At 43.8% G+C, this 14,958-nt stretch carries 13 protein-coding genes and 1 tRNA gene; 10 read left to right on the forward strand and 4 right to left on the reverse strand.

Translation table 11 applies throughout. The features are described from left to right. Window positions 1-82: 82 nt before the first annotated feature. A tRNA-Met gene (locus tag ABLA85_RS12035) sits at window positions 83-159 on the reverse strand. A 224-nt stretch (window positions 160-383) separates the two neighbouring features. Here ABLA85_RS12035 and mltA point away from each other — a divergent pair. Continuing rightward, the gene (mltA, locus tag ABLA85_RS12040; protein ID WP_367964417.1) at window positions 384-1,481 is read left to right on the forward strand and encodes a murein transglycosylase A; all 1,098 of its coding nucleotides are present in this window, start codon (window positions 384-386) and stop codon (window positions 1,479-1,481) included. Between the two features lie 138 nt (window positions 1,482-1,619). Then, window positions 1,620-2,432: a tRNA cyclic N6-threonylcarbamoyladenosine(37) synthase TcdA gene (gene tcdA, locus ABLA85_RS12045; RefSeq protein ID WP_367964419.1), complete on the forward strand. Its 813-nt coding sequence runs from the start codon at window positions 1,620-1,622 to the stop codon at window positions 2,430-2,432. 17 nt (window positions 2,433-2,449) lie between these two features. On the opposite strand, the gene csdE is transcribed toward tcdA, so the two are convergent. Then, on the reverse strand, window positions 2,450-2,902 hold the full coding sequence (csdE, locus tag ABLA85_RS12050; protein WP_367964421.1) for a cysteine desulfurase sulfur acceptor subunit CsdE: 453 nt from the start codon (window positions 2,900-2,902) through the stop codon (window positions 2,450-2,452). A gap of 7 nt (window positions 2,903-2,909) precedes the next feature. Further along, window positions 2,910-4,148: a cysteine desulfurase CsdA gene (gene csdA / locus ABLA85_RS12055; protein WP_367964423.1), complete on the reverse strand. Its 1,239-nt coding sequence runs from the start codon at window positions 4,146-4,148 to the stop codon at window positions 2,910-2,912. A 466-nt stretch (window positions 4,149-4,614) separates the two neighbouring features. On the opposite strand from csdA, the gene ABLA85_RS12060 reads away from it, so the two are divergent. From ABLA85_RS12060 to ABLA85_RS12095, 8 genes are all read left to right on the forward strand, one after another. Then, window positions 4,615-5,535: a transcriptional regulator GcvA gene (locus tag ABLA85_RS12060; protein WP_047679385.1), complete on the forward strand. Its 921-nt coding sequence runs from the start codon at window positions 4,615-4,617 to the stop codon at window positions 5,533-5,535. 29 nt (window positions 5,536-5,564) lie between these two features. Continuing rightward, window positions 5,565-5,960 carry a DUF423 domain-containing protein gene (locus tag ABLA85_RS12065; protein WP_367964425.1) on the forward strand — a complete coding sequence of 132 codons (396 nt, stop codon included), beginning with the start codon at window positions 5,565-5,567 and terminating at the stop codon, window positions 5,958-5,960. Beyond that, complete coding sequence (rlmM, locus tag ABLA85_RS12070; RefSeq protein WP_367964427.1) at window positions 5,953-7,050, forward strand: 23S rRNA (cytidine(2498)-2'-O)-methyltransferase RlmM; 1,098 nt, start codon at window positions 5,953-5,955, stop codon at window positions 7,048-7,050. The genes ABLA85_RS12065 and rlmM overlap by 8 nt, the downstream gene beginning before the upstream one ends. Before the next feature lie 501 nt (window positions 7,051-7,551). Beyond that, window positions 7,552-8,988: a serralysin family metalloprotease gene (locus ABLA85_RS12075; RefSeq protein WP_367964429.1), complete on the forward strand. Its 1,437-nt coding sequence runs from the start codon at window positions 7,552-7,554 to the stop codon at window positions 8,986-8,988. 67 nt (window positions 8,989-9,055) lie between these two features. Then, window positions 9,056-9,472, forward strand: a complete 417-nt coding sequence (locus tag ABLA85_RS12080) for a protease inhibitor Inh/omp19 family protein (protein WP_367964431.1) — start codon at window positions 9,056-9,058, stop codon at window positions 9,470-9,472. A 113-nt stretch (window positions 9,473-9,585) separates the two neighbouring features. Beyond that, on the forward strand, window positions 9,586-11,289 hold the full coding sequence (locus tag ABLA85_RS12085; RefSeq protein ID WP_367964509.1) for a type I secretion system permease/ATPase: 1,704 nt from the start codon (window positions 9,586-9,588) through the stop codon (window positions 11,287-11,289). 93 nt (window positions 11,290-11,382) lie between these two features. Further along, a complete protein-coding gene (locus tag ABLA85_RS12090; RefSeq protein ID WP_367964433.1) occupies window positions 11,383-12,735 on the forward strand; it encodes an HlyD family type I secretion periplasmic adaptor subunit in 1,353 nt (450 codons plus the stop codon). A 5-nt stretch (window positions 12,736-12,740) separates the two neighbouring features. Then, complete coding sequence (locus ABLA85_RS12095) at window positions 12,741-14,144, forward strand: TolC family outer membrane protein (protein ID WP_367964434.1); 1,404 nt, start codon at window positions 12,741-12,743, stop codon at window positions 14,142-14,144. Between the two features lie 9 nt (window positions 14,145-14,153). Here the strand turns inward: ABLA85_RS12095 and xni are convergent, their stop codons facing one another. Continuing rightward, a complete protein-coding gene (gene xni, locus ABLA85_RS12100; protein WP_367964511.1) occupies window positions 14,154-14,939 on the reverse strand; it encodes a flap endonuclease Xni in 786 nt (261 codons plus the stop codon). Window positions 14,940-14,958 lie beyond the last annotated feature (19 nt).

Below are 14,958 nucleotides of genomic sequence, written 5' to 3' on the forward strand. Positions count from 1 at the left end.
GACTGCTCCACCCCGCGTCCGTCTGCTTGCAAATGCTACATCATATCTATAAAAAACAGTATCGATGAAAACAATACTGAATTGGTTGCGGGGGCCGGATTTGAACCGACGACCTTCGGGTTATGAGCCCGACGAGCTACCAAGCTGCTCCACCCCGCGTCCGATGTCGGCACACTATACTCTGGATCGATTCCGTTGCAAGCTTTTTTGTTGATACTTACCAATTTTGTTTGTTTTTTGCTTAAAAATAAAGCTTGTTGTTTTATTTTTGTTCTCATGTGATTTAAGCAGAGTAAGCTATTTTTTTCTAACTGCATTTTATTATTTATTGGGGTTTGATATTGTTCGCTTTCGGAACGAAATGGCGGGAGATAGAGCATTATATGAAACTTTGGGGCAAATATCTTTTATGTAGCGTTGTCGTTTTTCTGTTATCTGCTTGTCAATTGCGTCCGACGGAGCAAGGTCAGCAGTATAAAGATGGTCATTTTACTCAGGACTTCCAGCTTGTTAATATGCCAAACGCGCAAGGCTCTCCCGTCAATGCTGGAGATTTTGTCACTCAGGTCAAATTAATCAGCGAGTCTTCTCCCCAATTATATGCCAATCAACGTGCTACCTTTAATGCCATCGAAAACTGGATGCAGTATGGTGGAAATATTCGCAATTTAGCTCAGTTTGGTTTGCTCGCTTACCAGATGGAAGGCGAAGATAATTACGGTAATGTCAAATTTACCGGCTACTATACCCCTATATTACAGGCTCGCCATATTAAACAAGGTGAATTTAGATATCCTCTGTACCAAATGCCAGATAAATCGTATTCACGTTTGCCGGATCGGGCGGCTATATATAATGGGGTTCTTGATAAAAAGTGGATCATTGGCTACAGCAACTCTCTGATAGATAATTTTTTGATGGAAGTACAAGGAAGTGGTTATGTGGATTTTGGTGATGACAAACCATTAACCTTTTTTGGTTATGGTGGAAAGAATGGCCATGCTTATCGCAGTATAGGTAAGGTGTTAGTCGATAGTGGAGAAATTCCCTGGGAAGAAATATCAATGAAAGCTATTCGGCAGTGGGCTGAAAAGCATAATGAATCTAAAGTTCGGCAAGTTCTGGAACAGAATCCTTCTTTCGTATTTTTTAAGCCTGAACCTTATACCGCAGTGCGGGGAGCTAGTGCAGTGCCTTTGGTAGCAAAAGCTTCGGTAGCATCGGATAAGGCATTAGTTCCACCAGGAACCGTGTTGCTGGCGGAAGTACCGGTATTGGATAACTTCGGCAAGTTTACCGGACAGTACCGAATGCGGCTGATGGTAGCGCTGGATGTTGGTGGAGCAATCAAAGGACATCATTTCGATATTTATCATGGAGTTGGTAGTCGTGCCGGAGAAATGGCCGGTTTTTATAACCACTATGGACGTGTTTGGATATTGAAGAAAGCATTATCTGGCTTTTTGGCGGTAAACCAGTAAGATCCTGCTCAATTCAAACAATTGATGACTTATCTTTGCCTGATATTTTCGCGCGAAATTGCCACTAATAAATCAAAGAGGCGACGCAGAAAATAAAGTGTATCTGATGGTATAGGTTTTATTCAGGATTTATTATTGATGCAAGTTTCTCTCTCTGATGCTTATCTTCAGCGTTTTGCTGGTACTGCACGATTATATGGCCAGAAAGCACTTTCATTATTCGCCCGTTCACATGTTTGTGTGGTTGGCATCGGTGGTGTCGGTTCATGGGCCGCGGAAGCGTTAGCCCGCACAGGTATTGGGACGATTACGCTGATTGATATGGATGACGTCTGCATTACCAATACCAATCGTCAACTACATACATTAGTGCAGAATGTGGGATTACCAAAAACGGAAGTGATAGCAGAGCGGATACGGGCGATTAATCCTGAATGTCAGGTCACTTGTATTGATGATTTTGTTACGCCCGACAATGTTGCTGAATTGATATCAATGGATTTTAACTATGTCATTGATGCAATTGACAGTGTGCGTCCGAAAGCAGCTCTGCTGGCTTATTGTCGCCGTTATAAGATCCCTGTGGTAACAACGGGGGGCGCGGGTGGGCAGCTTGATCCGACCCAGATTCAGGTCGTGGATTTAGCCAAAACCGTGCAGGACCCTTTAGCCGCGAAATTGAAAGAACGCCTGAAATCTGATTATCGGGTCGTGAAGAATGGTAAAGGAAAATTGGGCATCGACTGTGTTTTCTCAACGGAACAACTGGTGTATCCACAATCTGATGGCACGGTTTGTGCGGCCAAAAGTACGGCTGATGGTTCAAAACGGATGGATTGTGCCTCTGGTTTTGGTGCCGCAACGATGGTTACGGCGACTTTTGGCTTTGTTGCTGTATCTCACGCATTGAAAAAAATGGTGGCTAAAGCGGAACGGGAAAGCTGTCTTTAGTTTTGGTATGAACAATTTTAGTACGAGCGGGCAATTTCCTGCACGGCCTTAATCAAGGATTTTACACCGTTGAGCCGTGATCCACTTAATTGCTGTTCAAGGCCCGCTTGCTGAAACAACTCGGTTAATGGCGTTTGTAAAACCTGTTCCACTGTTTTTCCTTCCACGGCGGTCAGGATAAATGCTAATAAACCTTTCACGATGCGCCCTTCGCTGTCACCATAAAAATGCAGACGGTTTTCAGCAAGCAATTGATGCCCTAACCAAACTCGATTTTCACAACCGGAAATCTCAATCTGCTGTTGTTTTAACTCATCGGGCAAGTTCGGTAGCTTTTTAGCAAGCCCGATGAGTTGCCGATAGCGATCTTCCCACAGCCGGCATTGCTCAAATTTTTCAATCAGTTGTTGCTCCGTAATTTCTGTACCAAACGGATGTGGGGCAAGGATAGGAGTTGGCAGTGATGTCATTGGTGATTTATTCCTCAAGCAGTGACAGGGCAAATTTTATTGCACTGACTAATTTATCTGCATCTTGTTGGGTGTTATAAGGCATAAAAGAAGCCCGCAGGCAACCGTTGATCCCCAAAGCATCAAGCAGAGGTTGGGCGCAGTGCTGCCCTGAACGCAGGGAAATATTCTGTTCAGCGAGCAGCGTTGCCAGATCATGATGATGTATGCCTGCAAAGTTAAAGGACAATAGACTGGCTCTTGCCGCACGATAACTGATAAAGCCTGGTATCGCGCTGAGTTGCTGCTCAGCATAATCTGTCAGGGCAACAGCATAGGATTCGGCAAGTGAAATATCGAGTGTTTTTAACCATGCCAATGTAGCAGCAAACCCGATGACTCCAGCAACATTCGGTGTTCCGGCTTCAAAACGATAAGGTACTGCTTCTGGTATAAAACTGTCGAAGGAGACCTGAGTCAGCATTTTCCCGCCCCCTTGCCACGGAGACATGGCATTCAGCAATGATCCTTTTCCATACAATACTCCTAACCCATTAGGCCCATAGAGCTTATGTGCAGAGAAAGCATAAAAATCGATATCTAACTGTTGTACATCGGCGGGAGCGTGAACAATGCCTTGAGCACCATCGACCAGCACCAGACAGTTATATTGATGGGCGAGATCTGTGATTTGTGTTAAATCAGCAGTAGCTCCGGTCACATTTGACATTTGGCTGATAGCAACCAATCGGCTTTTTTCATTAAGTAGTTTTGCCAGCGTCTCAATTTCTGGTTGATACTGTTTTTGTTGATATCGTTTTTCAATCGGCCACTTAACGAGCTTTGCACCAGTTTGTTCTGCCAGAATCAGCCACGGTAGTAGATTGGAGTGATGTTCTTGTTCACTGACGATAATCTCATCATCAGCAGATAAGCGGGAACGAAAATACCCTTGTGCAACCAGATTAATAGATTCGCTGGTGCCTTTTGTCCAGATAATATTTTCAGGTTGCGGTGCATTGAGCAATTCAGCGACTAAAGAACGTGCTTGTTCATAACGTGCGGTCATTGCCTGGGCCGCCGCGTGTTGACTGCGATGAACAGTTGCACTGTGATTCTGGTAATAGCGCTGAGTCGCCTCAATCATACATGTGGGTTTGAGAGAAGTCGCTGCGCTATCCAGAAACACAGTCGGTTTTGGATACTCAGAGGATGGTTGTAACGCAGGAAATTGTTGGCGAAATTTTTCTGAATCAAAGGCTTTCATAAATGATGTTAATTTGAATGCTATGTCGTATACCTTTCGTTCAACAGTCCAGAAGGTATAAAAGAATAAATTTTTCTTTAATCAAGTTTGAAGGATTTTACAGCAAAGCAGGGAAAAAAAGCACCGCAATTGCGGTGCATTAAAGAATCACTATGGACAGACAGGGTAAATGTACAGAAAGTGAAAAAAAACAGTAGCACATGCTACAAAGTCTGGTTTCCCAGACAACTTGCAAACACAACATCACAACCACAAAGCCAAAAGTATCTGTGTGCTTTTACAAATTTGTATCATTCCAAATTTGCCTTGCGACAGAGCTACTTTTCGTTCCGGCTTAGGAAGTGCGCACACTATAGGGATTTGCTGGTATATCATCAATGGACAAATTATAATGATTCGGATTATAAAAACTAATACCTGAGCGAAAAGAGTTACCGGTATCGTAACCACCATACAAGAAACCAACATGTCCAAACGTTTACCACCACTCAATGCGTTACGAGTTTTTGATGCTGCCGCTCGTCATTTAAGTTTTACTAAAGCGGCAGAAGAATTATTTGTCACTCAAGCTGCGGTCAGCCACCAGATGAAAAGTCTGGAGGATTTTTTGGGGCTGAAGTTGTTTCGTCGTCGTAACCGTTCTTTGTTGCTGACGGAAGATGGGCAAAGTTACTATCTGGATATTAAAGAAATCTTCACAGCTATCAATGAAGCTACCCGAAAACTTCAGGCACGTAGTGCCAAGGGGGCGTTGACGGTAAGTTTATCCCCTAGCTTTGCGATTCAATGGTTAGTACCGCGGCTTTCTGGTTTTAACCAGAGTTTTCCGGGTATTGATGTCAGAATTCAGGCTGTGGATCGGGAAGAAGATAAGCTGGCAGATGATGTTGATGTGGCGATTTTTTATGGTCGGGGCCACTGGCCGGGGTTGCGGACAGACCGTCTTTATCCTGAATATTTGTTGCCTGTATGTTCTCCTTCTTTGTTAATGGGGGAGCGGCCACTGAAAACACCGGCGGATCTCGCCAACCACACTTTATTGCATGATTCTTCCCGACGGGATTGGCAAGCCTATGTTCGCCAACTTGATATACAGCAATTGATCAATGTGCAACAAGGCCCGATATTCAGCCATAGTGCAATGGTCATTCAGGCTGCGGTACATGGGCAGGGCATAGCACTTGCGAATAATGTGATGGCACAAAATGAAATTGATGCAGGTCGTCTTGTTTGTCCATTCAATGATGTCCTGGTCAGTAAGAATGCATTTTATTTAGTTTGTCATGATAATCAGGCAGAATTGGGCAAGATAGCGGCTTTCCGTAAATGGATCCTTGCACAGGCTGCAAGTGAGCAGGAAAGATTAGGTTTTATTACTAATGAATGACACTAACGAATGAGAGTAGGAGCAGAGCGATGAACAGCCGTGCGATGCTTATTTTTTCCGGGATCAGCGGTTTCTTCTATGTAGCTTTTGGTGCAATAGGTGCTCATCTTCTGGCATCGGTATTGCGTCCACAGCAAATGGAATGGCTCCAGACTGGCTTGCAATACCAAGGACTACATACACTGGCTATGATGGCTTTGGCGGCTGTATGGATATGGCAGCCATCGGTGCAATTCAGCCGGGCAGGAATATTTTTTGTAATAGGGATCGTATTGTTTAGTGGCAGCCTTTATTGTCTGGCCTTTTTACCGCTAAAATTTTTGGTTTATCTGACACCTATCGGTGGGTTGAGTTTCCTCATCGGTTGGTTGTGTGTATTAATTGGCGCTTTGCGTCTAAGGAAATCGGCGCCTAGCCATGAATAAAGTTGCTTTGTATTGCCGCCCTGGGTTTGAAAAAGAGTGTGCGGCAGAAATTACAGATAAAGCGAGTAAGAAAGATATTTACGGTTTCGCTCGTGTGAAAGAAAATAGTGGTTATGTACTGTTTGAGTGTTATCAACATGATGATGCTGATCGTCTTATTCGTGAAATTCCATTCCGTGAATTGATTTTTGCACGCCAAATGTTGGTTGTCGGTGAGTTGCTGAAAGATTTACCGCAGGAAGATCGTATAACACCGATCATTGGGATGCTGCACAGTGTCATTGAGCGTGCTGGTGAACTGCGTGTGGAAGTGCCGGATACCAATGAAAGCAAGGAGCTGATGAAATTCTGTCGCAAGTTTACAGTTCCTTTGCGTAATGCAATGCGGCAGGAAAAGATCCTGCTGGCTAAGGAAAACTATACCCGCCCAGTGGTTCATGTGTTTTTTATTGCCCCCGGATGTTGCTATGTAGGGTACTCCTACAGTAATAATAATTCCCGTTTTTACATGGGGATCCCGCGTCTGAAATTTCCGTCAGATGCTCCGAGCCGTTCGACATTGAAGCTGGAAGAAGCTTTTCATATCTTTATTCCTTATGACGAATGGGAGGAGCGTCTTGATAGTGGCCTGTATGCCGTAGACCTGGGGGCTTGTCCGGGGGGATGGACTTACCAGCTAGTGAAGCGCAGTATGATCGTTCATGCGGTAGATAATGGGCCAATGGCTGAGAGCTTGATGGATACTGGTCAGGTGAAGCATCATCGTGTGGATGGCTTTAAGTTTGAACCATCGGTAAAAAATATTTATTGGTTAGTGTGCGATATGGTTGAGAAACCGGCTAAAGTTGCACAGCTTATGACAGATTGGTTGGTTAAAAGCTGGTGTCGGGAAGCTATTTTCAACCTCAAGTTGCCAATGAAAAAACGTTACGAAGAAGTTGCTAATATTTTAAAAAAAATTGAACAAAAATTGAAAGAAAATGGAGTTAATGCCAAAATCCAGGCGAAGCATTTATATCACGACCGTGAAGAGATAACAGTACACGTTCAACGTATCTGGTCTGTTTATGCAATGAACCGCGATTATTGATTGTTGCCTGGTATACTCGTCGTCTTTCAAGCTGCATCTTAAAATCCATAGGGTATATACTTTTCTTTGTTTTCCCCCGCTGTTGTTGCTGAAAGTAATCTGAAAATGCCCCGGTTATCGAATTTCTTGCGTAACCGGGGCATTTATTTATTTTTTCTTTTATTAAAATAAAACTAATTATAGATATTAACTTTAAATTAATTCTTTATTTAAATTAATTTTAGTTTGGTAAGAATTAATTTGTGTATTGTCAAGAAAATATATTTTTTTGTTAACGCAAATGTTTAATCAAAAATTAATAATTAGACATATAAATTAATTTTGTTTAATGTATTTTTTAAAATGATATCTTAATCATTTTTACATGGCCAAAAACTGACGTTATTTTATTCAAGGGTTTTATTTCTAATACCTTGCTTAGGAAGAATAAAAAAACTCAAGTATCCGTTATAGCTGATATATCGGATCTGAGATTATGAGTCTTTTTTATAGGAGATTTACATGACCTCAAAGAAAAAATATACCTATACGGGGTTATCCGACTCTAACTCTGTTCAGGATGTGAAAGCACTACTCTCAGCCTACGTTCCAAACTCTGATATAAATATTCGTGTCATACATAAGCCTTTGGGGGATAAGGCCCCTAATGAGCTTTTGCGGACTGATTTTCATTGGCAGGACAGTAAAATCGGGCCTTCTGGCACGTTGGAATTGTCTTATCACTTTTTAAAAACTGCGCCTGCATTAATAATGTCGAAACTTGATATTGCAGGTTTTAGTGCTTTTAATGAGGAACAAAAAGAAGCCGCAAGGTATTCATTACAGTCTTGGTCTGATGTTGCTAATATAAAATTTACTGAAGTCAGCTCACGTTTCGATGCCAATATTACTTTTGGTTTTTTTGATTATAGTAAGACTGATGATTATGCATTTGCAACTTTGCCGAGAGGACAAAAAACAACGTACTCTTGGTATCATGCTAAAGACGAAACTTTCAAAACAAATGATATTGGTGTGAATGGTTATGGACGGCAGACGTTTGTTCATGAAATAGGACATACTCTGGGTCTGGAACATCCTGCTGAATATGATGCTTCCGATGTCGTAAGACCAAGTTATGTCACTGTCGGTGAATATTTCGAAGATAGCCGTGCTTATACCGTGATGAGTTATTTCAACGAGAAATACACTGGGCAAGATTTTAAAGGAGATTTCTCATCAGCGCCTTTGTTGAATGATATCTCTGCCATTCAGGCTTTATATGGTGCCAATACTGAAACCCGTAAAGGTGACACAGTCTATGGCTTTAATTCCAATACTGACCGTGATTTTATGACAGCAACAGATGCTGATAGCAAACTGATATTCAGTGTCTGGGATGCGGGTGGGGAAGATACATTTGATTTCTCCGGTTTTACCCAAAATCAGCGCATTAACCTGAATGAAGGCGCTTTCTCTGATGTAGGCGGCTTGAAAGGTAACGTTTCTATTGCGCGTGGTGTCGTTATTGAAAATGCGATTGGCGGCAGTGGTGACGATATCATTGTTGGTAACAGTGCAGACAATACTCTGAAAGGTGGAGCCGGAAATGACGTCATTTATGGCGGATTAGGCGGTGATCATCTCTGGGGTGGAGCAGGCAAGGACACGTTTGTCTATCTGGATGGCAAAGAATCCTTAAAAGACAACCCGGACTGGATCCATGATTTTGTGTCTGGCGAAGACAAAATCGATTTGTCTCAATTTAACTTTGGGGACAAGGGGGATCTTAAATTTGTTGATTCATTCTCAGGTAAGGCTGGTGAAGTTTTACTGACTTATAACGAATCAACAGATGTAACGGATATGTCTATCAGCCTTGGCGGAGAGTTAGCTGGCAACGATTTTCTGGTGAAAATTATTGGTCAGCCATCGCCTGAAGCTGATTTCATTGTTTAGTAACATTCATTTTAATAAAACAAACTGCTGCCTGTTGTTCAGGCGGCAGCTTTTTATAGGAGAGGCAATGTTGCAACGACATTTAGTTTCCTTCAATGCGTTGTTTACTTTGTTGAAATCTTGCACATTATCAATAATGTTATCTTTGTTTTTGATTGGAGGAAGTATGGCCAGTAGTTTGAATCTCCCTGCACCGACTGAACTGACAGGATTATGGCTGATATCGGATAAGCATCAAGCGTGCAACGTTGAACTCACGGATACACGTTTGCCAGAAGGTTCCATCTGGGCGCTGAAAAGTGATGATTGTCTGACAAAACTGGTAGGAAATACCGTTGCAGGCTGGCGACCAACGCCTGATGGTATCACTTTGACAGACGCGGATGGTAATAGCCGGGCCTTTTTTGGTCAGGAATCTGAACAATGGGTGGCATACCTTGTTGATGGCAGGGAACTTGTCATGACACTCAAGAAAAAAATGTAACTGTGAGCAAGAAAGCGATATTCAAAAATAATATAAAGATAAGAACATAATTAAACTATTTTGCTTCTGATAATGAAGGGATTTCTGTGAAATTACGCCAGCCAAAAGATGAAATGACGGATGTTATCCGTGCACGCAGCAAAGTATTCTGGACGATTGGTTTGTTTACAGCGTTTATTAACTTACTGATGCTGGTTCCCTCCATTTATATGCTTCAGATATATGATCGAGTGCTGCCATCCGGCAACGAGATGACTTTGTTGATGTTGACGTTAATTACGCTTGGTATGTATGCCATTATCGGTGGGCTGGAATATATCCGAAGTATGGTAGTGATCCGGGTCGGCAGCCAGTTCGATATGTGTCTGAATCAGCGTGTTTATACCGCGTCATATGAATCCAATCTGAAAAATGGCTCTACGGATGCGGGGCAGATGCTGAATGATTTATCAACAATTCGTCAATTTCTGACGGGCAGTGCATTATTTGCCTTTTTTGATGCCCCTTGGTTCCCTGTTTACCTCGGTGTCATTTTTCTGTTCAGTCCATATTTAGGGTTGTTGGCGCTGATTGGGGCACTGATTTTGATAGCATTGGCAGTATTAAATCAATGGTTATCTCAGTCTCCGCTGGCGGAAGCAAACCAGCTCTCTTTACGTTCCGCTAATCTTGCCAGTACCAACTTACGTAATGCCGAAGTCATTGAAGCATTGGGTATGTTGCCTGCATTACGCCGGCGTTGGTTTGGTCTGCATGAGCGTTTTCTCAATTTCCAGCGCATTGCCAGTGAACGGGCGGTATCCATTACTGCAATCACTAAAACAGTACGTATGGCTTTGCAGTCATTAATTCTTGGCCTCGGAGGATGGCTGGCAATTGAAGGTAATATTACGCCGGGTATGATGATTGCTGGCTCAATTTTGATGGGACGGGCATTGTCTCCGATTGAACAACTTATCCAGGCATGGAAAAGCTGGAGTTCTGCTCGTCTATCATGGCAGCGACTGGATAAATTACTGCAAGCACAGCCAAAGCGTGAAAGTGGTATGACATTACCCGTACCCAAAGGTGCGTTGTTGTTAGAGAAAGTATTTGCCTCTCCCCCCGGTAAAACTAAAGCAGCTCAACCGATTGAAAAGAATCAGCAGGTTTTGCAAGACATCAATTTTTCTCTGGAAGCCGGGGATGTGCTGGGAGTCATTGGCCCCAGTGCATCAGGAAAATCCACTCTGGCCCGTTTGCTGGTGGGCGTCTGGCCTGCTCAAGAGGGAGTAGTGAGACTTGATGGCGCAGATATTTACCAATGGAACAAGGATGAACTGGGTACTTCCATTGGTTATTTACCGCAGGATATTGAACTCTTTGCCGGGACAATTGCGGAGAATATCGCACGTTTTAATGATCTTGATCCGGAAAAAATCATTGAAGCGGCGCAGAAAGCAGGCGTACATGATCTGGTGCTTAATCTTGAGCAAGGTTATGACACCGTCATCGGTGCGGGAGGGATGGGGCTGTCTGGTGGACAAAAACAGAGGATTGGATTGGCACGGGCATTGTACGGTAATCCATCGTTAATTGTATTGGATGAGCCTAATTCCAATCTGGATGATATCGGTGAAAAAGCGCTGAGCGGTGCGATTGGAGAATTACGGGAACAAGGAAAAACAGTTGTGGTCATTACCCACCGCCCGGCATTGCTCTCCCAAACGAATAAGGTTTTATTGTTAGTACAAGGGCAAATGAAACTATTTGGCCCATCTCAGCAAGTTATGGCGGCATTATCACAGTCAAAGGCTGCTGAGCGTACAGCATCATGACCTGCTATCTTTTTCATAGCATTAATACAGTTTCAGTATGGTTTCAACATAGTTTTAGCCGCTGGCCGGGAAAAAACTTGTCCGGGAGTAAAGATGTCCTATCAGACCAAAATTGTTCAGACTGATATAAAGAGTGCACAAAATGATGAGCCAGGATTATTGCCGCTGAATGCAAATCGCTATCTGCGGCTAGGCTGGTTGATTATCGGCATCGGCATATTGGGATTTTTCATCTGGGCGGCATTTGCTCCGCTTGATAAAGGGGTCGCCTCTTCTGGCATTGTCGTGGTGGATGGTAATCGTAAAACGGTGCAGTCCCCAACTAATGGCATCATCAGGCAGATCTTGGTGACAGAAGGAGAGCATGTCAGTGCAGGCCAGGTATTGGTTCAGCTCAGTCAAGTTCAAGTGAATGCTCAGATTGATTCTTTAACGCAACAGTTACATACCATATTGGCAACTGAGGCGCGATTACTGGCGGAACAACAGGAGTTGGACACGCTGGTTTTTCCGCCTGATCTACTGGCTCAACGCTCAGAACCACGGTTTGACAATATCCTGGCGTTGCAGAAACAGCTTTTCATGTCACGCCGGGAAATGTTGAGAAGTGATCTGGCGGGAATACAGCAGGCAGAGGAAGGATTGATTTTCCAGATCAAAGGGCTGCGGGAAGCAATGGCAAATAAACAGCGCCAGCAGGCTTCACTTAAAGAACAAATCACTAACCTGAGTCCGTTGACGGAAGAAGGCTATTTTCCCCGTAACCGTTATCTGGAACTGCAACGTAACCAAATTGAGTTAAGTGGCAGTATGGCTGAGATGGCCGGGCGAATTGGACAGCTTGAGAAGCAGCAACAGGAAACACATCAGCGTATGATTCAACGGCAGGCAGATTATCAACGTGAAGTACGCAGCCAGCTTGCAGATATTCAGGTTCAGGCCAATGAGCTGAAAAATAAACTGGAAACAGCGCAGTTTGACCTATCCCACACTTCTATTACGGCCTCTGTTGAGGGAACCGTTGTGGGGTTGAAAGTGTTTACTCAGGGAGGCGTTGTGGCATCGGGGGAGAAACTGATGGAAATCTTGCCTGATCAGAGTGCGCTGGAAATTGAGGCACGTTTGATGGTGCACCTGATTGATAAAGTGGATATCGGACAGGATGTTGATCTGATGTTTACTGCATTGAACCAGAACAGTACACCTAAAGTGACCGGAAAACTATTGGTCATTTCTGCCGATCGTTTAGTCGATGATGTGACCAGAGAATCTTATTACCAAATTCGGGTAAGGGTTACGCCAGAAGGTATGGAAAAACTGGCTGATTTACATATCAAACCGGGTATGCCAGTTGAAGTTTTTGTCAAAACAGGGTCACGCTCATTGCTGAGCTATTTATTTAAGCCATTGGTGGACAGAGCATCTACGTCGCTGATTGAGGAGTAATGGGCATGTTCAGGAATCATCGAATAGCGGGGAAATCTTATGCGCGATTCTCCTTGTTGATGAGCTTGTTTTTGATCATTGTGCTGACAATGTTGTGTTCTGTCCCGGCTAAAGCACTTTCTTTGACTGAGGCTTATGTGTTGGCACTGCAACATGATCCAACATTTCAGGCTGCGATCAAAGAACTGGAAGCAGGACAGGAAGAAAAAACGCTTGGTCGGGCAGAATTGTTACCCAAGTTGTCAATTAGTTACCAGAATGCCCCGAAGAATTGGCAAAAAGTGGAAACCAATGTTTCAGAGTGGCGGAGTAATGGGGTTAAAGAGCGTTATGATCGACAGTACGACAGTTACAGTGGTGCGCTGGTCCTGACCCAACCACTATTCGATGTCGAAGCATGGGCACGTTATCAGACCCGTAAAGCTTATGCGTTGATGAGTGATGCTCGTTTTCGGGCTGACAGCCAGCAACTGGTTGTGAGAGTGGTGAACAGTTATGTGGCTGTCGCTTATGCGCAGGACAAACTGACACAGGTTGTTCAGCAGCGGATGGCTTATGAAAAGCAACTGGAACTTAACCAAAAGTTGTTTGCTTCTGGTGAAGGCACCCGTACTGATGTAGCGGAAACTCAGGCCCGTTACAGTCAGGTACAGGCTGATGCGTTAACGGTGCAGGATGAATTGGATGCTGCGATCCGTGATTTACAGTTATTAGTAGGCATTCCGTTGCCGACGGATGTACCAGTGATACGTTTATCTGATGCTAAGCATTTCAAAGCAATAAAGCTGGAATTTGAACATTATGCCGATTGGGAACAGACAGCATTACGCCAGAACTCCCAATTAGCGGTTGCCCGCCGGAAAATTGATGTGGCATATCATGATATTGAACGCAGTCGATCAGGGTTCCTGCCAAAACTAGAGTTATACGCTTCTCACAGTGAGAATAAATCCAGTAACGATAGCAGTGTTAATCAGAAATACCGGACTGATTCTGTCGGAGTGCGTGTTTCCATGAATCTTTATAACGGCAATGCGACATCAGCATTGGTGCGCCAGTCGGCGGCTAATTATAACAAGAGCAAATTCGAAATGGATGCACAGGCCGGGGAAATACTGAATGCACTGCGACGCTATTATAATGGATGTGTTCATGGTCAGAAGCGAATACGTGCTTATGAAATGGCGGTGGAAGCGGCAGAATTACAGGTTCAAGCTACGCAAAAAAGCGTTTTATTAGGGCAGCGGGTAAACGTGGATATATTGAATGCAGAGCAGCAACTTTATACTGCCCGTCGTGAGCTTTCCCAGGCAAAATACGACTATATGAAATCCTGGATTGGTTTGTTGAGTGAATCCGGCCAGTTAAATAGTGAACACATTAAGTTAATTTCGAATTATTTTGGTTGAGTGATTTGGTCATCTCTGGCTTAGAGATGAATTAGCCTGATTACGGGTCAGCCTAAGTTGTTGCAAATTACCGTTCAGCGATAAATTAGTTTTTAGCGAAGCAACTTCACGGCAGATATAAGCCATTTCTTTGTCAGAGGCTAATTTATTGCGCCATTTCTCTGGCTGAGCGTCCAAATGTTGGAACAAATTGTCTAATGAGCCCGCTTGTTGTAGCAGAGCAACGGCTGTTTTTGGACCAATCCCCTGAACGCCTGGGATCTTGCTGCTACTGATACCCACCAGCCCCCAATAATCGGGAAGCTGAACAGGAGAAACGCCAAATTCCTGTTGTACAAAAGGCAAATCCAGCCAACGTTTTTGGAAGTAGTCACGAATTTGGATGTTGGGGGATAGTAGCTGGCAATAACCTTTATCCGTGGAAACAATGGTCACCTGATGCCCTGTAGCTGCAACCTTGGTTGCCAGTGTTGCAGCTAAATCGTCCGCTTCATGCCCTTCAGCATGCCAGCAAGCGACACCTTGAATATCAAATGCTTGCTTAATCAGTGGCATTTCTTGCTGTAAATCTTCTGGCATAGCAGAACGCCCGGCCTTGTAATTAGGCAGTTTCTGATGGCGCCAGCTATGGTGTCTCCCATCTTCATCAAATACAGCAACAGCATGGGTTGGAGAAGAATGGGAGATTAATTGCTTCAACGCATGTTCACAAGCGGCAATGCAAGGGCTTCCTTGCACGGCATGGATACGTCGAATCAAATTCAGGGCATCTACAATCAAAAGGTGTATCATGATCTTTAACTATATACTCCAT

The sequence above is a fragment of the Xenorhabdus sp. SGI246 genome, assembly GCF_040838225.1.
Lineage (GTDB): Bacteria > Pseudomonadota > Gammaproteobacteria > Enterobacterales > Enterobacteriaceae > Xenorhabdus > Xenorhabdus indica.

What these genes read in the sequence shown, in the direction of transcription:
- ABLA85_RS12065 (WP_367964425.1), top strand. Translation starts at nt 5,565, where the DNA reads ATGAACAGCCGTGCGATGCTTATTTTTTCCGGGATCAGCGGTTTCTTC.
- csdE (WP_367964421.1), bottom strand. Translation starts at nt 2,902, where the DNA reads ATGACATCACTGCCAACTCCTATCCTTGCCCCACATCCGTTTGGTACA.
- rlmM (WP_367964427.1), top strand. Translation starts at nt 5,953, where the DNA reads ATGAATAAAGTTGCTTTGTATTGCCGCCCTGGGTTTGAAAAAGAGTGT.
- ABLA85_RS12085 (WP_367964509.1), top strand. Translation starts at nt 9,586, where the DNA reads ATGACGGATGTTATCCGTGCACGCAGCAAAGTATTCTGGACGATTGGT.
- ABLA85_RS12095 (WP_367964434.1), top strand. Translation starts at nt 12,741, where the DNA reads ATGTTCAGGAATCATCGAATAGCGGGGAAATCTTATGCGCGATTCTCC.
- ABLA85_RS12080 (WP_367964431.1), top strand. Translation starts at nt 9,056, where the DNA reads ATGTTGCAACGACATTTAGTTTCCTTCAATGCGTTGTTTACTTTGTTG.
- csdA (WP_367964423.1), bottom strand. Translation starts at nt 4,148, where the DNA reads ATGAAAGCCTTTGATTCAGAAAAATTTCGCCAACAATTTCCTGCGTTA.
- ABLA85_RS12075 (WP_367964429.1), top strand. Translation starts at nt 7,552, where the DNA reads ATGACCTCAAAGAAAAAATATACCTATACGGGGTTATCCGACTCTAAC.
- mltA (WP_367964417.1), top strand. Translation starts at nt 384, where the DNA reads ATGAAACTTTGGGGCAAATATCTTTTATGTAGCGTTGTCGTTTTTCTG.
- ABLA85_RS12090 (WP_367964433.1), top strand. Translation starts at nt 11,383, where the DNA reads ATGTCCTATCAGACCAAAATTGTTCAGACTGATATAAAGAGTGCACAA.
- ABLA85_RS12060 (WP_047679385.1), top strand. Translation starts at nt 4,615, where the DNA reads ATGTCCAAACGTTTACCACCACTCAATGCGTTACGAGTTTTTGATGCT.
- tcdA (WP_367964419.1), top strand. Translation starts at nt 1,620, where the DNA reads ATGCAAGTTTCTCTCTCTGATGCTTATCTTCAGCGTTTTGCTGGTACT.